The sequence below is a fragment of the Bradyrhizobium sp. CCBAU 11430 genome (genome assembly GCF_028128855.1).
In the GTDB taxonomy this organism is placed as follows: domain Bacteria; phylum Pseudomonadota; class Alphaproteobacteria; order Rhizobiales; family Xanthobacteraceae; genus Bradyrhizobium; species Bradyrhizobium ottawaense.
This window is the reverse complement of the sequence record NZ_LBJV01000061.1, coordinates 123,073-139,203: the sequence shown is the minus strand read 5'-3', so window position 1 is coordinate 139,203 and position 16,131 is coordinate 123,073. Positions and strand designations below refer to the sequence as shown.

General features: G+C 63.3%; 13 protein-coding genes and 1 tRNA gene. 6 read left to right on the top strand and 8 right to left on the bottom strand.

Features of this window, described 5'->3' with window-relative positions; all coding sequences use genetic code 11:
- Positions 1–53: 53 nt before the first annotated feature.
- Positions 54–1,019 carry a Bug family tripartite tricarboxylate transporter substrate binding protein gene (locus tag XI04_RS21335; protein WP_271609497.1) on the top strand — a complete coding sequence of 322 codons (966 nt, stop codon included), beginning with the start codon at positions 54–56 and terminating at the stop codon, positions 1,017–1,019.
- A gap of 137 nt (positions 1,020–1,156) precedes the next feature.
- Here the strand turns inward: XI04_RS21335 and XI04_RS21330 are convergent, their stop codons facing one another.
- The 3 genes from XI04_RS21330 to XI04_RS21320 form a co-directional block, all read right to left on the bottom strand.
- Positions 1,157–2,791: an alkaline phosphatase family protein gene (locus XI04_RS21330; RefSeq protein ID WP_271609496.1), complete on the bottom strand. Its 1,635-nt coding sequence runs from the start codon at positions 2,789–2,791 to the stop codon at positions 1,157–1,159.
- 224 nt (positions 2,792–3,015) lie between these two features.
- Positions 3,016–4,056 carry a GTPase ObgE gene (gene obgE, locus XI04_RS21325; protein WP_038949254.1) on the bottom strand — a complete coding sequence of 347 codons (1,041 nt, stop codon included), beginning with the start codon at positions 4,054–4,056 and terminating at the stop codon, positions 3,016–3,018.
- Between the two features lie 85 nt (positions 4,057–4,141).
- Positions 4,142–4,624 carry a MaoC family dehydratase gene (locus XI04_RS21320; protein WP_038972604.1) on the bottom strand — a complete coding sequence of 161 codons (483 nt, stop codon included), beginning with the start codon at positions 4,622–4,624 and terminating at the stop codon, positions 4,142–4,144.
- Positions 4,625–4,883: 259 nt separating this feature from the next.
- Here XI04_RS21320 and XI04_RS21315 point away from each other — a divergent pair, with 259 nt between their 5' ends.
- Complete coding sequence (locus XI04_RS21315) at positions 4,884–5,798, top strand: DMT family transporter (protein WP_028139189.1); 915 nt, start codon at positions 4,884–4,886, stop codon at positions 5,796–5,798.
- A 183-nt stretch (positions 5,799–5,981) separates the two neighbouring features.
- Here the strand turns inward: XI04_RS21315 and XI04_RS21310 are convergent, their stop codons facing one another.
- The 3 genes from XI04_RS21310 to rplU all read right to left on the bottom strand — a co-directional run bounded on the left by XI04_RS21310 (position 5,982) and on the right by rplU (position 7,488).
- A complete protein-coding gene (locus XI04_RS21310; RefSeq protein WP_038949256.1) occupies positions 5,982–6,575 on the bottom strand; it encodes a GNAT family N-acetyltransferase in 594 nt (197 codons plus the stop codon).
- Between the two features lie 153 nt (positions 6,576–6,728).
- Positions 6,729–6,998 carry a 50S ribosomal protein L27 gene (gene rpmA, locus XI04_RS21305; RefSeq protein ID WP_008137923.1) on the bottom strand — a complete coding sequence of 90 codons (270 nt, stop codon included), beginning with the start codon at positions 6,996–6,998 and terminating at the stop codon, positions 6,729–6,731.
- 103 nt (positions 6,999–7,101) lie between these two features.
- A complete protein-coding gene (gene rplU / locus XI04_RS21300) occupies positions 7,102–7,488 on the bottom strand; it encodes a 50S ribosomal protein L21 (protein WP_028139187.1) in 387 nt (128 codons plus the stop codon).
- Between the two features lie 332 nt (positions 7,489–7,820).
- Here rplU and XI04_RS21295 point away from each other — a divergent pair, with 332 nt between their 5' ends.
- From XI04_RS21295 to XI04_RS21280, 4 genes are all read left to right on the top strand, one after another.
- The gene (locus XI04_RS21295; protein WP_038949258.1) at positions 7,821–8,969 is read left to right on the top strand and encodes an ROK family protein; all 1,149 of its coding nucleotides are present in this window, start codon (positions 7,821–7,823) and stop codon (positions 8,967–8,969) included.
- A 408-nt stretch (positions 8,970–9,377) separates the two neighbouring features.
- Positions 9,378–9,467: transfer RNA gene (locus XI04_RS21290), tRNA-Ser, on the top strand.
- A gap of 448 nt (positions 9,468–9,915) precedes the next feature.
- Positions 9,916–11,859 carry an ATP-dependent nuclease gene (locus XI04_RS21285; RefSeq protein ID WP_271596215.1) on the top strand — a complete coding sequence of 648 codons (1,944 nt, stop codon included), beginning with the start codon at positions 9,916–9,918 and terminating at the stop codon, positions 11,857–11,859.
- Positions 11,860–13,171: 1,312 nt separating this feature from the next.
- On the top strand, positions 13,172–14,401 hold the full coding sequence (locus XI04_RS21280) for a hypothetical protein (RefSeq protein ID WP_157158079.1): 1,230 nt from the start codon (positions 13,172–13,174) through the stop codon (positions 14,399–14,401).
- Here the strand turns inward: XI04_RS21280 and XI04_RS21275 are convergent.
- Both XI04_RS21275 and XI04_RS38875 read right to left on the bottom strand, forming a co-directional pair.
- Positions 14,373–15,668, bottom strand: coding sequence for a tyrosine-type recombinase/integrase (locus XI04_RS21275; RefSeq protein WP_038949262.1), 1,296 nt, complete (start codon positions 15,666–15,668; stop codon positions 14,373–14,375). The genes XI04_RS21280 and XI04_RS21275 overlap by 29 nt on opposite strands.
- Positions 15,665–16,096 (bottom strand): helix-turn-helix domain-containing protein, encoded by a 432-nt coding sequence (locus XI04_RS38875; RefSeq protein WP_038949263.1) that lies wholly within the window; start codon positions 16,094–16,096, stop codon positions 15,665–15,667. Before XI04_RS38875 ends, XI04_RS21275 begins: the two co-directional genes overlap by 4 nt.
- Positions 16,097–16,131 lie beyond the last annotated feature (35 nt).

Here is a 16,131-nt window from a genome sequence, read left to right as displayed (position 1 = left end):
CGCTCGTCTGGTCCTAATTGCTATCAACTAAAACGGGGTCAAAGAGGAAACGAATGGATCGCCGCAAATTCATGACCGGATGCCTTGGCCTGCCGTTGCTGGCGCAAGCGGGTGGGGCGCAAGCTCAGGCCGGGCTGACAAAAATCATCTTCCCATTCGCGGCGGGAGCGGGCGGCGACACGCTGTGCCGGCTGATGGCGCAGGAGATGGCGCCGGTGCTGCAACGGACCCTGGTGGTCGAGAACCGCACCGGCGGCGACGGCCTGATCGGCATCAAGGCGGTGAAGAGCGCGAGCGCCGACGGCAGCATGGTGCTGGTGACGACAGGACCCACCACGTACCTGCTGCCGATGGTGGAGACGACGCCGAGCTTCGACGCCGCCAGGGATTTTGTGCCGGTGTCGCTGCTGGCGCGGTTCGAATTCGCGCTGGTGATCAACCCCGCGGTCGATGCCACCGATTTCAAGAGCTTCGTGACGTGGCTGAAGGCGCATCCGGACAAGACCTCGTTCGGGGTGCCGAGCAACGGCACCATTCCGCATTTCATGGGCTCCAGGCTCGAGAAGGATCTCGGCATTCCCCTGACCCGCGTGCCCTATCGCGGCAGCGCGCCGATCCTCAACGACATCATCGGCGGTCACATCTCGTTCGGGATCACCACACTGGCCGATGCGCTGCAGCAGCATCGTGCCAAGGGCGTGAAGATCATCGCAGTCGCGAGCGCGGAGCGTTCGCCGTTCGCGCCCGATGTCCCGACGCTGAAGGAGAGCGGCATCGATCTCGTTGCCGATGCCTGGTACGGCATGTGGCTTCCCGCGGGCAGCCCGCCGGACTTCGCCGGCAAGCTGGGAGCCGCCGCGAGTGCCGCACTCGCCAAGCCCGAGGTGAAGGAGAAGCTCACGGCGATCGGCCTGATCCCGGTCGGCTCGACGCCGGAGGGATTGACGAAGGAGCTCGCTGCGAACATCGCGTTGTGGCAGCCAATCGTGAAGGCGACGGGATACAAGATCGAGAATTGAGTCTCGCTCGCGCTCCACACTCGGCCGTCATGGCCGGGCTTGACCCGGCCATCCACGTGCTATCGCGATTGACGTAAGACGTGGATGCCCGGGACAGGCCCGGGCATGACGCGTTGAGAGAGTTGCACTCCGCTCACTCACATCTTCGCGCGCTGCGCGATGCCGTCCTTGATCGCCGCAAGCTCGGCCTCATCCCAGATGCCGATCAACACCCCGCCCTTCACCTGTAGCTGATTGTCCGCATAAGCCGCGATCTTCTCGCGCGGCGTGGTGATGTGGTCGTTCGGATGCAGCGCCCAGTCGAACAGCTCGGCCTGCAACCGCGCGATGATGCCGGCGCATTCGGGGTCGTCGCCGCGATCGACATATTCTTGCGGATCGGTTTCGAGATCGTACAGCATCGGGCGGAAGCCGGAGGCGTGGATGTATTTCCAGCGGCCGTCGAACACCATGAACAGGCGGCAGCGCTCGATCGGCTGGTTCAGCTTCAGCCGCACGTCCTGCATGGCGTAGTCGTATTCGGAGAAGGCGACCTTGCGCCAGTCCGGCGGTGTCGGCCCGCGCAGCAGCGGCAGCAGCGAACGCCCTTCGAGGATATGACCCGGCACCTTGCCGCCGAAATAATCGACGAAGGTCGGCGCGAGGTCGATTCCCTCCACCAGCGCATCGCTGCGCGTGCCGCGCGGGGCGTCGGCCTCTTTCGACGGGTCGATGATGATCAACGGAATCTTCGCCGACTGCTCGTGGAACAAATCCTTCTCGCCCATCCAGTGATCGCCGAGATAATCGCCGTGATCACTGGTGAACACGATCATGGTGGTTTCCAGCAGATCGCGTTCTTCCAGAAACTTCATCAGCACGCCCATCTGGTCGTCGATCTGGGTGATCAGGCCCATATAGGTCGGGATCACCTTCTCGCGGGCATCGTCGCGCGCCATGTTGCGGGAGTAGCGCATGTCCATATAGGCGCCGAACACCGGATGCGGATTTTGCCGCTCGCGCTCGGAGCGGATCACCGGGATCATGTCGTCGGTCGAATACATGCTGGCGTAGGGCTCCGGCGCGATATAGGGCCAGTGCGGCTTGATGTAGGACAGATGCAGGCACCACGGCCGGCCGTCGGTCTCGGCCTCGCCGATGAAATCCATCGCGCGCCGCGTCATGTAGGGCGTTTCGGAATGCTCATCCGGCACGCGCGCCGCCTTGTCGGCATGCACCAACAGCCAGCCGTTCTGCAAGCTACCGTCCTCTGCCGCGCCTGAGTTCGCCCAATGCTCCCAGGGATTGCTGGCTTCAAAACCCTGTTGGCGCAGATATTCGTCGTACTTCGGGCGCGGGCGGCCGGTCGGATGCAGACCGTCGTCGCGCTCATACGGTTCAAAGCCGCATTCGGCGACGTGCACGCCGATCATCGATTCCGGGGGAATGCCGAGCGCCTTCATGCCTTCGAGATCGGGCGCCATGTGGGTCTTGCCGACCAGCACGTTGCGCACGCCGATCTTCTTGAGGTGATCGCCGAGCGTGGGCTCGCCGACGCGCAGCGGCCAGCCGTTCCAGTGCGAGCCGTGCGAGCGCATGTAGCGGCCAGTGTAGAACGACATCCGCGACGGGCCGCAGATCGGCGATTGCACATAGGCCTTGCTGAACAGCACGCCGCGCTTGGCCATCGCGTCGATGTTCGGCGTCTTCAGCGTGGGATGGCCGGTGCAGCCGAGATAATCATAGCGAAGCTGGTCGCACATGATCCAGAGAACATTCTTCGCGCGCGCCATGCCTCGCCCCTGCATTTTCTTGATTGTTGATGCTGCGCTATCGGAGCGGTGAAGACAAGCCAGTGACGCGCGTGCCCGTAGTCTCACACTCCGCTGTCGTCCCTGCGAAAGCAGGGACCCATAACCACAGGGAGTGGTTTGGCGAAGATTCGTCGCTGGGTACTGCAACCATCCGCAGTCGAGAGATCACGCGGTATGGGTCCCTGCGTGCGCAGGGACGACAATTACGCCGACCACGGCTCCGCTTCGGCCGCGCTCTTGGCCTTGGCCGACACTGGGGCCTCGCCGATCACCTCGACCAGCGCACGCAGGGCTTCCTTGACGCCATCGCCGGTGACGCCGGAGAGCAGCAGCGGCGTCTTTTTCGCAGCCCGCTTCAGCCGGTCCCTCTGCTTCTTCAATTCGTCCGGCTCGACCGCGTCGATCTTGTTCAGCGCGACGATCTCGATCTTGTCGGTCAAGAGCCCGCCATAGGCGTCGAGTTCCTTGCGCACCGTCTTGTAGGCCTTGCCGGCGTGCTCGCAGGTTGCGTCGATCAGATGCAGCAGCACGCGGCAGCGCTCGACATGACCGAGGAAGCGGTCGCCGAGACCAGTGCCTTCATGCGCGCCTTCGATCAGGCCGGGAATATCGGCGAGCACGAATTCGCGGCCGTCAGCATTCACGACGCCGAGCTGCGGATGCAGCGTGGTGAAGGGATAGTCGGCGATCTTCGGCCGCGCCGCGCTGACCTTGGACAGGAAGGTCGACTTGCCGGCATTGGGCATGCCGACGAGACCGGCATCCGCGATCAGCTTCAGCCGCAGCCAGATCCAGCGCTCTTCGCCCACCTGGCCGGGATTGGCGTTGCGCGGCGCGCGGTTGGTCGAGGTCTTGAAATGCGCGTTGCCGAAGCCGCCATTGCCGCCCTCGGCCAGCACGAACTTTTCGCCGACCTTGGTGAAGTCGTGGATCAGCGTCTCTCGGTCCTCGTCGAAGATCTGCGTGCCCATCGGCACCTTCAGCACGATATTCTTGCCGTTGGCGCCGTGGCGGTCCGACCCTGAGCCGTTCTCGCCCTTCTGCGCCTTGAAGTGCTGCTGGTAGCGGTAGTCGATCAGCGTGTTGAGGCCATCGGCGACCTCGATGATGACGTTGCCGCCACGGCCGCCATTGCCACCGGAGGGACCGCCGAATTCGATGAACTTCTCGCGGCGGAACGCCACGCAGCCGTTCCCGCCGTCACCGGAGCGGATATAGACCTTTGCTTCGTCGAGGAATTTCATGGGCCATAGGTAGGCCAGCAGGTCTCCCGCGGCAACCCGGATAGACCCGCAAATCGGCCGAATTTCTCGCGATTTCGCCCCTTGCTTAACCAGTCGGCCGGCGCCGGATCAGGAATTTCTGCATCCCCTCCAGCACCAGCTCCTTGCGCTGGTTGAACACGGTGCTGCGAAGCGTCACCGCGCCGGTGGTGCGGCCCGGCATCAGCTCGGTGACCTCGAGCGCGGGGTAGATGGTGTCATCGGCAAACACGGGTTTGAGGAACCGGCTCGATTGCTCGAGGAAGCCGACCAGGGAGTCCTCGACCATGAACGGAAACAGGCCGGCGCCCGGCGCGGTGTGGATCAGCGTCTGGAAACCGTGGGCGAGCAGATGCGGCATGCCGCGGCTGCGGCAATATTCCACGTCATAGTGCACAGGATGGGTGTCGCCGCTCGCGGTCTGGAACGCGGCGAATATCGCCGAGGTCTGGGTCCGGCTCGGCAGCACGAAGCGTTCGCCGATGACGAAATCCTCAAACCAGCGTTGCGTGGGGATCATGCGATGCTGGGTCGGATCGAAGTCGGGCATGTCCCTGCTCTCTGTTCGTGATCGGCCTATCGCTACCGCGATGCGAAGAGTGCGACAATCCGTTCAATTCGCCGGATGCGGGCTTGTCCGGCGCGGCCACGTCATTAAAACGACCGCAAGCGACACTACCAGCCGATTCCCGGCGCTTTCTCCGCCGTCATTGCGAGTGTAGCGAAGCAATCCAGACTGCCGCCGCGGAAAGACTCTGGATTGCTTCGCTGCGCTCGCAATGACGAATCCCTCACTCAGACTCGCTGCAATGCCCCTGTTCAAGAACCTTTCCGCCTATGACGATCGCTCCGCGCGCCTCGCCGGCATTGGGCTGATGGTGCTGTCGATCTTCATGTTCTCGTTCGGCGACGCCATGGGCAAGTTCCTGGTCGGGACTTATTCGGTGGGGCAGCTCTTGTTCCTGCGCGCCTGCGCGGCGCTGCTGCTGCTCGCGCCGCTGATCTGGCGGCAGCGCCACGATTTCGTCCGCCTCGAGCGGCCGTGGCTCCAGCTGTTTCGCGTCGTGCTGTCGACGCTCGAGGTCGCCGCCTTCTTCCTCGCGACCGTCTATCTGCCGCTCGCCGACGTCATCACCTATTATCTCGCCGGTCCCATCTTCGTCACCGCGATGTCGGCGATCTTCTTAGGAGAGAAGGTCGGCTGGCGGCGTTGGACCGCGATCCTGATCGGCTTTTGCGGCGTCCTGATCGCGCTGCGGCCGTCGGCGCAGACCGTCAGCCTGCCGGCGCTGATCGCGCTCGGCGGCAGCCTGTCGTTTGCGACCTTGATGCTGATCACGCGCAGCCTGCGCAAGACGCCCGACATCGTGATGGCATCCTCGCAATTCGTCGGCACGTTTTCGCTGGGCGCGGTGCTGTCGGCGTTTCACTGGGTGCCGCCGACGCCGAGCAGCCTCGTGATCTTCGCGCTGGCCGGATGCGTCTCGGTCACCGCGCTGTTCTGCGTCAACCGCTCGCTCAAGCTGGCGCCGGCCAGCGTCGTGGTGCCCTACCAATATTCCATGATCGTCTGGGCCGTGATCTTCGGCTTCGTCGTGTTCGGCGACGTCCCGTCAATGGCCACGCTCATCGGCGCCGCGATCATCATCGGGGCGGGGTTCTATATTTATCTGCGCGAGCGCGATTTGGGGCGCGCAAGTGAAGAGATCAATCCGCCGGCGTAGCCCCACCCACGCTGTCGTCCCGGGGCGCGCGTAGCGCGAGCCCGGGACCCATACCCACAGGGAAGTGTTTTGCGAAGGCTCGGAGTGGGCGCTTCGCCCCGCACTGTTCCCTGTGGTTATGGGTCCCCGCCTTCGCGTCGCCTTCGCGGGGACGACAGCGGTGATTGAGGACGCGCCCGCGCCCTACCTCACCCGTCTTGCACTGCTCCAGCTCTTCAGCGACGCCCACACGCCGCGCGAGAGGCGGAAGCAGTCGACCGGCGTCGAGGAGCCCAGCGCCAGGAAGCGATGTAGCTGCACGCCGCTCCACTGGAAGCCGCACTTCTCCAGCACGTTGCGCGAGGCCGGATTGGTGACGCGCGCGCCGGCATAGAGGTGCTCGTCCTCGAACTCCTCGAAGAAGAAGTCGATCGCGCCGCGCGCGGCCTCGGTGGCAAAGCCCTGGCCCCAGTGCTCGACGCCGAGCCAATAGCCGAGCTCGGCATTGCCGGGCGTGGAGCAGTCGATGCCGACCATGCCGACCGGCCCGGTGTCGTGCTCGATCAGGAACACGGTCTCGCTGCCGAGCGCGGCGGTGGCGCGAACGAAGGCGACGGCGTCGTCCTGCGAATAGGGATGCGGGAGGCGGCGGGTGTTTTCGGCGACACGGCGGTCGTTGGCGAGCCGGGCGATGGTCCTGACATCGGCGAGGGTCGGCCGCCGCAAGGTCAGCCGTTCGGTGGCGACGACACCAGGTCTCGCCTCAGCCAAGGTCGCGCTCGAGAAATCCTGCAACATGTCCGGCTCCGTGAAAGTCACTAAGTCAAAGTGAGCAAGTCAAAAGAAAAGGGGAGGCCGGTTTCCCGCCTCCCCCTTGGAGCCTTCGATCTCTTGCGATCTCTGGACTCCGCCGGTTTGGTAGGACCGGCGGACTCCAATTTGATCCACCGTCTATTCAGCCGCCTCTGCGAGCGGGAGCACCGATACGAAGGTGCGGCCGTTGGCTTTGGCCTGGAACGTGACGCGACCCTCGATCTTGGCGAACAGAGTGTGGTCCGTGCCCATGCCGACATTAAGGCCCGGGTGCCAGGTGGTGCCGCGCTGACGCGCAATGATGTTGCCGGGAATCACAACTTCCCCGCCGAACGCCTTGATGCCGAGGCGCTTACCCTTGGAATCGCGACCGTTGCGCGATGAACCGCCTGCTTTTTTGTGAGCCATGGCTCGTCTCCGAAATCCTGCGTATTTCTAGATCAATTCCTTGACGGAATCATTTCAAAATTTCTCACGCATCAATTCGTGAATTGGCGTGATCGATTTCGCGTTACTCGGCGGCTTCCGCTGCCGGCTCCTTCGCCACCTTCTCCCGCTTCGGACGCGGGCCCTTGGTGGGCTTGGCGCCATCGGTCAGGATCTCGGAGATGCGGAGCACCGTGATCTCGTCGCGATAGCCGCGCTTGCGGCGCGAATTCTTGCGGCGGCGCTTCTTGAACGCGATGACCTTGGGGCCGCGCTTGTGGTCGAGCACCTCGACCGCAACGGACGCGCCTGCGACCGTCGGAATACCCAGCACCGGCGTGTCGCCGCCGACCACCAGGACTTCATTCAGCTGAATGATCGAGCCGACTTCGCCTTCGATCTTGCCTACTTCTAGAACATCATCCGGCACGACGCGGTATTGCTTGCCGCCGGTTTTGATGACTGCGAACATCGTTTTTTCTCCGTGTTCAAATCCCGGCCTCGCGACGGATATCGTCCGGGCCGGCTTTTTGTCAGTCGCTAAGGGTTTATGCGAGTTTTGTGCGGGCGGGAGTTATCCCTTTGAAAACCCACGCAAAAACAAGCGGCGCGAGAAACGCCCCGCGCCGGTTGTGGGACTTATAGCCGCCGGCCGCAAAGAGTCAAGGAAAAGCGGGCGAAAAGCGCCCGGATTTGAAGGATTTGGCCCGGCCTGCGGCCTTCGGCCGAATCCCGACCGGCTTTGCAACAAAGCGGTTCCCTCGCAGTTAGTCCGCCGGAACAGGTAAGCGGGCAAGGGCTCTCATGGCAACAGACGAACTGGTCAAGACGACGGGCATCGCCCATCACGGCGCGGAGCGGCTGCCGTCGGTGGAGATCGACAGCTTCAACATCGAGATGAAGGACGAGGACGGCTTTCTCGGCGATCGCGCCAGCAAGGGCGCCTTCCGCGACATCCTCGACCGCTGGCGCAAGCCGCTGCGCAAGACCGGGGAGGACCCGTTCGGCAAGGAACCGTCGGAGGAGATCAGCAAGAAGACGCTGGATGCCATCCTGGTCGGCGACGACACCGAGGCCTCCGCGGTGGTGCACAGCGCGATCGAGGATTTCGCCCAGGAGCTCGCTTACGTCACCCGGCGTTTCCTCAAGACCAAGGCCTGGGCCAAGACCGAGCGCATCGTGGTCGGCGGCGGCTTCCGCGATTCCCGGCTCGGCGAACTCGCGATCGCGCGCACCGAGATCATCCTGAAATCCGAGGACTTCAAGATCGACATGATGCCGATCCGCCATCACCCGGATGAAGCCGGCCTGATCGGCGCGCTGCATCTGGCGCCGTCCTGGATCTTCGAGGCCCATGACAGCATTTTGGCCGTCGACATCGGCGGCACCAATATCCGCTGTGGCCTGGTCGAAACCGCTTGGAAAAAGGCAAAAGACCTGTCGAAGGCCAAGGTCGTGAAATCCGAGCTGTGGCGTCACGCCGACGATGAGCCGACGCGCGAAGGCGCGGTCAAGCGGCTCACCAAGATGCTGAAGGGGCTGATCACGGAAGCCGAGAACGAAGGCTTCAAGCTCGCGCCTTTCATCGGCATCGCCTGTCCCGGCGTGATCAAGGACGACGGCTCGATCGAGAAGGGTGCGCAGAACCTGCCGGGCAATTGGGAGAGCAGCAAGTTCAACCTGCCGGCGAGCCTGATCGAGGGCATCCCCGAGATCGGCGAGCACGACACCGCGATCCTGATGCACAATGACGGCGTGGTTCAGGGCCTCTCCGAGGTGCCGTTCATGCAGGACGTCGAGCGCTGGGGCGTGCTCACCATCGGCACGGGCCTTGGCAATGCGCGCTTCACCAACCGCCGCAAGGACAGCGGAAAGGACCGGGACACTACGGAGAACGGCAAGAAAAAGGCCAAGGAAAACAACAAGGACAGCGCCAAAAGCGACAAGGAGTAACCTTGACTGGTTAGGTTAAGGACCGGATCGCGTTGCGGCGCCGGGGCCGCACGCTAGGGTCGAACGGTCGCCTCACCCTGGCCGGCGAAGCCGCCCTTCCCAGCCAGTATTTCAATGAGCGGCACGGGACCGCCAGTGTTTACCGCGTCTGGCGGTCCCACCCCGTTTTTTACCAGACCCGTGATTCGGGACCCGCGCGCGGTTTCAGCCGGCGCGTCGGCTGACCGGCGGCCGTATTTCCGCAAAGTGCCGCCGAAATCCGCAAGTCAGCCCCGCCACCGCCGCGACATCGTGGGGTCCGGCCGGAAAACCGGTCTGATTTTCGCCCCGCGCGCCTTGTCTGGCCCGCCATCCTCGCCTATTAACGCCCCCAACCACAGGGGCCCTGCTCCTACCATGGCGCCTTCAGGAGAGGTGGCAGAGTGGTTGAATGCACCGCACTCGAAATGCGGCATAGGTGCAAGCCTATCGGGGGTTCGAATCCCTCCCTCTCCGCCAGCCCACCGCGACGTTCGAAAAACCCTGTAAAACAAGGGGCGCCGAGAGCCCCCGGATTCGTTGGGGGAGAACCGCGGTGGAGAACCGCGGGCCGTTCGAATTCGGCCCAAAGTGCCACCATTCGCTAGATGGCGAAAGCCGGATCTTGGGGCCGAAATGCCGGCATTGATGCCACGACCATCCCTCTAGGCTGATCGGCTTCGCCGCGAGCCTGACTCGTTGGATCGCCGGTCTCTCGAAGCTGCATACGAGGGTGCGATCCCCTTTGGCCGCTCCATCCCAAAAAGTCCCGCTGCAACAGATGGTTCTGCGACTTCGAGCTGAAACTTCGTTATCCGCCGGGGGGTATAACTGACGTACAAATCATGCACAGATCAGTGGCAGAAGGTCACTAGCTTCATCTCGCTCGCTGTGGTTGTTTTCAGCAGTATCGGGTGGGGGATTCGGCATGCGCATCCAATCGGTACGCATCAAAAATCTGCGCGCTTATCAGGATGAAACTGTCGAGTTCGATAGTTACACTTGCTTGGTCGGCGCAAACGGCGCCGGCAAGTCGACAGTCCTTTGCGCACTGAACATTTTCTTTCGGGAGATCGAGAACACATCAACCAACCTGAGCAACCTCGACAAGGAAGACTTCCACCGCGGTAATGTCGACGAGCCAATCGAAATCACGGTCACGTTCGCAGACCTTTCGCGGGAAGCGCAGGAAGCATTCGCAGATTACTACCGTCAGGGTGTGCTGATGGTCACCGCGCGGGCTGACTATGATCCTGCCAGCGGAGCCGCAACGGTCAAACAGTACGGCAACCGCCTGGCGATGGAGGAATTCGCGCCCTACTTCAAGCGGAACGGGGATGGGGCCAAAGCAGACGAGTTAAAAGCCGCTTACGCGGCGTTGAGGCAACAATTCACCGATCTGCCAGCAAGTGCCAAGACGAAGGGCGATATGGCCGACGCGCTCCGCGCGTACGAGGCAGAGCGGGTCGATCAATGCAAGCCGATCCCGAGCGAGGATCAGTTCTACGGCGCAACCCATGGCCAGGGTCGCCTCCGCGAGTTCGTCCAGTGGGTATACGTCCCTGCGGTGAAGGACGCGGCAGGCGAACAGGCAGAGGCAAAGAATACCGCCCTCGGACGACTGCTCGCCCGCACGGTTCGATCACAGGTCAGTTTCTCGGATCGATTGATCGAGCTTCGCGCTCAAGCCGAGGCCAATTACCGAGAGATGCTGGCTCTGCAGCAGGGAACACTCGACGACATCTCCCGCGACTTGCAGAACCGACTTGCGGAGTGGTCGCATCCCGAGGCCACCGCCAAGCTGCAATGGCATCAAGATCCGAAGTCATCCATTCGGATTGAAGAGCCTGTGGCCAGGCTGCTGGCAGGCGACGGAGAGTTCGAGGGTTCGATTGCGAGATTCGGCCACGGCATGCAGCGCTCGTACATCATCGCGCTGCTCCAAGGACTGTCTGTTGCGGACGCCGCCGGGCCCCGGCTGCTTCTCGGCGTCGAAGAGCCGGAGCTATATCAGCATCCGCCGCAAGCCCGACACCTGGCGTCAGTCCTTCAGGAGCTGAGTAGGAACGGCGCGCAGGTCATTGCATCGACTCATAGTCCCTATTTCGTGGACGGCACGACCTTCGAGCGAGTCCGTCTAGTTCGCAAACGTCGGAACGAGGGGCGGGCCACGGTGCATTCCTGTTCGGTCGACAGGCTAGGACAGCGATATGCAGCCGTGACCGGCGACCGCCCGACCGCTCAAGAAGGGGTGTTAGCCAAGCTCCATCAAGTCATGCAACCGCACCTTAGTGAGATGTTTTTCACTCCCAAACTCATCCTCGTCGAGGGTCTTGAAGACGCCGCGTATATCAATGCTTGGATGGTACTGTCGGAACGTTGGGAAAGCTTCCGCGCAAGAGGTGCTCATATCGTTGCGGTGAATGGCAAGAGCGAACTTATCCGGCCGTTGATCATCGCCCAACAACTGCAGATTCCGACTTTTGTGATCTTCGATTGTGATGGAGACAAGCTCACACACAACAATCCAGATCAGCAGCGATCAATAGAAGCAAGCCATCGGCGTGACAACAGTGCGCTCTTTCATTTGGCTGGCATGCAACAGCAGGATCCCTTTCCCACTGATGCAGTTTGGTCCGAGAGCCTAGTCGCCTGGCCGCATGACCTTGGAAAATGTGTGGAGGTTGATGCTGGAGCGCACTGGCAACCTGCTGGCTCGCGCGCGTCTGCCAATTACGGGAATGTTTCCGGCCTCAAGAAGAACACGCTCCATATCGGTGCAAGGCTCAAGGAATTGCAGAACCTGCGCGCGAATACGGCCACTCTCGACCGACTCTGCGAGACGATCCTCACCTTTGCTAACCGAGCATAGTCAAAGAGGGTAAGGTTCGCGAATGCGTCCGCACCTTGGTCACGACTGGCTGCAGGCCGGTCGTACCTCCGTCACATCTGCGACGAGGACTTGGCACTTCTGATTGCAATTCCGCAAGCCGATTTTGGATCAATCGAGGAGGATGGAGCAACCTCTGCGGGATCCTTGGCAAGTTTGTCTCCCACCACTTCGTTTTCACCGCATTTCCGACCATCGTCCACGAGGGAACGTTCCTTTTCCTCTCTTCAGTGCCCACCCTGCAATGGGCAGTCCGGAGCGGCGCGGATGTCGCCACCAATTGAGGAGTAGACAGTATGCGAGGCATCAGAGCCATCTCGGTCGATCCTGCCGCGCGGTCGATCACCGCAATCGAGACCAGCCGCGAGGTGCGATTGCTGCGCGACTTCTTCAGGCAGAAGCCGAAGCTGGCGGCTAGGCTGCCGAAGGGTGACTCGCTGCTTATCACAGCCATGGAGTATGGGGAGGCCTTCACCGTCGGCGGAACGCGCCCCTCTCATCGGTCCCGGCGTGATCGTCGGATGTCGGGCCAAGCGGGGCCACCGCTCGTCCGTCCGCATCGCCATCGATGACGTCGTCACGATGGTTCGTGGACCTCGGTCGAGATGCCCCCGCGGCCAGTGCTTCCCCCGCCGCCCGCAAACGTGGCGCGCCATCGTCATCGACGCGAAGCTGGGCCTCATCTAGCAGGAAGCTGGGCCTCATCTAGGAGAAGGTCATCGCCGCCCGCATGCCGGCGGCAGAGCGCCTGCTTGGCCGTCCGAAGACTGGTATATCAGGACTGCCGACGGGTGACTACCTGCTGTTGGTAAAGCCCGATCGGGACTACCACTGGCGGTCGAGGTAGGCCTATGACAACCTCTTTGGCCGATGTGTGATCGTGGGCTTCGATCCGAAGACAGACTACTTCGCGGACGTGGCGGTCGGCCGGCTCGAACCTTCAACGTTCATCGGGAGCGCGGCGCCGCCTGGAAGCTGTCGGGGTATGCCGCAGCACGCGATCACGGCGGCGAGCGATCGGACCGTAGGGCAAGCGAACGTGTGATTTCTCACAGGAACGAGTGCTCGGCCGACACAACCTTAGACCGTGTGGGAAAAGTGCGGGAAATTAATTCCCGTTCGGTGAATTTGTTTGCCGTTCGTTCCGCTACGGAAATCGACGGTTCAGGTCGAGGAAGTCCATATTTGGCGGGCATTAAGCCGATTTTTGTCCTCTTTGGGCAAAAGCGGTTTTGGAGACCGACGCTCTAATACCGGTTGCGTTCGACGCCGATGCCATCGGCGTCGAGCCCCCTTGCTCGGCCTCTGCGGGAAAAAAACGGGAAATTCCGTCCCGGCAAGCGCCGCGTTCAGCGAACGCCAACCTTTGCCGGTGCACGTTCGGCGGGAATTTCAGGGGCGCGCGGGCATGCCGGAGCAGGCTAGGCGAAGAGGAAACACGAGCGGTCGGCGCGGACCCAAGCCGTCGGGACTGCCGAAGCCGACGGTCAAGGCGGTGCGAGCGCTCGGCGACGCCCTGCTGCGCGAACGCGGTTCGCTCGAGGCGGTATCCGACGGGGAGATCGTCGAGGCCTTCCTGAACAAACCAGCGACCCGGCGGATGGTCCGGCTTTGGCGCAAGGATCGCGAGTCCTTCCTTGCGGCCGTCCCCGACGAGGTCCACCGGATGGCGCGCGACCTCTGGTTCGCGATGACAGAGGGGCGCCCACCCCCGGTCGCTGCGCCGCCCGTGCCGGCGCCCGACAGATCCTTCGCGGTCGCGCCGGCCGCCCCCCTGCCGCCCGGCCGGGATTTCCTCACGGGTCACGCCTCCCGCCGCGAAGCGAGGAAGGAAGCTCAGGCCGTGAATGCGCGGCCGGCGGCGTTCCGCCCGTCCGCGCCCAAGCCACGACGGAAGCCGAAGGGGGCCTGGGCGAATCCGCAGACGCCTGCCCGGCGCGAGCGCGCGTCGGAGAAACTGGAGCGGATAGAGCAGGAGGAGAAGCGGCGTCGGATCACCTTGGTGACCCCGGCGGATTGGCAACACGCCGCCGAGCCGAAGGCCGCGAGGCTCACCGCGTTGCTGCTACGCGAGCGCAATTGCGCCCTCCGGCCCTACGAGATAGCCGCGCACCTGAAGTCAAAAATCGGCTGGGAGGCCCGGGTTCCGTCCCGCAGGGTCGCCGAGGCCCTGGTTGGATCCAGCATGGGACGTGTCGAAGGCTCGTTCGGGCTGATCTGGTTTCTGGGCGAGCGCCCGCCCCGGCTTCGGACGCGACAGCGCGCCCACGAGCCGGTCGACACGGCGTGGGGGAGGCACAGGCGGCTTGCGCGGCTCGTCTTTGCGGACGTGGAGGAGATCGTGAGGAGCGCGCGCCGGGCGCTTGCGCTCGAGACGATCGAGAAGAAGATCGGGGCGGAGCGCCTCGCCGACTTCGCCCCGGACTGGCTCGAACGAAAAATGGACAAGGTTGCGCGCGACCCCGGTTCGAACATCCGGCGCACCGCGGGCGGGTTCATCTGGACCCCGAAGCTGCCCCGCTGACGGATGGGGCGCGGTTGGCCGCGGCCCGGCTCGCCCGCCGCTCCGCCTCGAACCGCAGCAGCGAGGCGTGGATGGGATCGACCGCGACGACGTTGCTCCCCGCGAGGGCCTCCTCAAGCTCGCGCTGGGCACGCGCGGCACGCGCACTCGCGCGCAGAAGCGCCGGGACGATGTCCTTCTGCTCAAGGCCCAGATAGTTCATGGTCGTTTTCCGGTCGCGATGACCCAGAAAGAGCTGCGCCTCGTCGATCCCGGATTCCTCGAAGACACGCCGGGCGGCTGTCCGCCTGACGTCGTGAAGAATGAGGTCCTGATCTATTCCGGCATCATTCCGTGCCTTCGCGAACTTGCGCTGGAGCTGTGGGTATTTCGCCTCGTAGCGCTCGCCCGCGGCGACGCGCACCGTGCCCTTCCAGTACGCGCGCTTGCACACGAAGGTGAAGATCAGGTCGGGATGCAGATGCTTGCGGCGGTCGAGGATCTCGAGTGCCTTGGGCGTCAGGCGGACCGTATGGAGGGAGTCGTCCAGGCCCTCGTCCTTGACGGCGAGCGTGATGGTCTTTTCGAAGACGGCGACGTCGTCCCACCTCGCCCCGCACAGGCAGTCGGCACGGAAACCGGTCTCGAGGTCGAACTCGAGGATGTCACGCAGATCCTGCTCGCTTGCGGCCATCAGATCGCGCTGCTCCATGGCGGAGAGGCGGCGCTTGCGGTGAGTCACCTTCTCCATCAACCCGATCTGCCCTGGATCGGGCTTGTTCGGGAAAGACGTGCGGAGATGGATCTCACCGTTCGTCTGGATCCGCAGCAGGATGTCCAGATACTTGTTGATGGACTTCGGCTTGTACCTGCCGTTCTTCAGCTGCCTGCCGCTGCCGCTCTCCCGCTTGGGCTGCACGGCGCGCAGCCGGCGGCGGATGCTCTTGTAGAAGGCGGCATCCATCTCGGAAAGCATGACGTTCGGTCCGGCCAACCGGACGGCCCTAGCGATCAGCCCGTCGGTAGCGTCCGCATCTCTCTTTCCCTCGCCCTCCTCCTCCCAGTAGACCTGAGCGGCCTCGTTCAGGGACATGTCGGCGACGGCCCTCGCCGGCGCGGCCGCGAGCCTTCTAAGCTCTTCGCGCTTCGCCTGCAGCCGGCGTACCGCCTCGTCGAAATCGTCCGTTTCGAGGCTGTCGCGGCATCTGATGCCCGCAACCATGATGTCCGCGCTGTAATTGCGCTGACCCGGCCGACGGCGAAGCCCGGGAACCTTCTTGCGCTTCAAGCTCTCTTCCTCCTTCCCGACGCCCTGCGGGCCGTATGACGCAGCAGAAAACCGATCCGGCCTTGCCGCTTCTTCTGGCCGCACCGGACGGGGGCGCCGAGGGTATCTAAAGACCTCTCGACCATCGGGGCGTAGAACGCCTCGATGTCGGAAAGTGCGAACTCCCTACGGATGCGCCACCGCCCGGTTCCAACGATCCGGGAACCGATCCTACCCTGCCGGACGTGCTTTCGCAATGTTTTCTGGTCCAATTTCAACAGCTTAGCCGCAGCAGCGAATCCGATGGTGTGCGCGGTTCCGAACGCCGCGAGCAGGCGCGCGCGAAGGTGGAGGTCGAATCCTTGGACGTTGTCGGGCGGCGGGCCGGCCGGCCTAGCCGCCGTCAAGGATTCGATATCTTCTCCCTCACCGGACCCGGTTGCCCGCATTTCGATGCCTCCCTGGATCGCACCGGATCCGGTCT

Excerpts from the sequence above, each read along its gene's own strand:
- XI04_RS21335 (WP_271609497.1), top strand. The coding sequence starts at position 54 with ATGGATCGCCGCAAATTCATGACCGGATGCCTTGGCCTGCCGTTGCTG.
- XI04_RS21330 (WP_271609496.1), bottom strand. The coding sequence starts at position 2,791 with ATGGCGCGCGCGAAGAATGTTCTCTGGATCATGTGCGACCAGCTTCGC.
- obgE (WP_038949254.1), bottom strand. The coding sequence starts at position 4,056 with ATGAAATTCCTCGACGAAGCAAAGGTCTATATCCGCTCCGGTGACGGC.
- XI04_RS21320 (WP_038972604.1), bottom strand. The coding sequence starts at position 4,624 with ATGCCCGACTTCGATCCGACCCAGCATCGCATGATCCCCACGCAACGC.
- XI04_RS21315 (WP_028139189.1), top strand. The coding sequence starts at position 4,884 with ATGCCCCTGTTCAAGAACCTTTCCGCCTATGACGATCGCTCCGCGCGC.
- XI04_RS21310 (WP_038949256.1), bottom strand. The coding sequence starts at position 6,575 with ATGTTGCAGGATTTCTCGAGCGCGACCTTGGCTGAGGCGAGACCTGGT.
- rpmA (WP_008137923.1), bottom strand. The coding sequence starts at position 6,998 with ATGGCTCACAAAAAAGCAGGCGGTTCATCGCGCAACGGTCGCGATTCC.
- rplU (WP_028139187.1), bottom strand. The coding sequence starts at position 7,488 with ATGTTCGCAGTCATCAAAACCGGCGGCAAGCAATACCGCGTCGTGCCG.
- XI04_RS21295 (WP_038949258.1), top strand. The coding sequence starts at position 7,821 with ATGGCAACAGACGAACTGGTCAAGACGACGGGCATCGCCCATCACGGC.
- XI04_RS21285 (WP_271596215.1), top strand. The coding sequence starts at position 9,916 with ATGCGCATCCAATCGGTACGCATCAAAAATCTGCGCGCTTATCAGGAT.
- XI04_RS38875 (WP_038949263.1), bottom strand. The coding sequence starts at position 16,096 with ATGCGGGCAACCGGGTCCGGTGAGGGAGAAGATATCGAATCCTTGACG.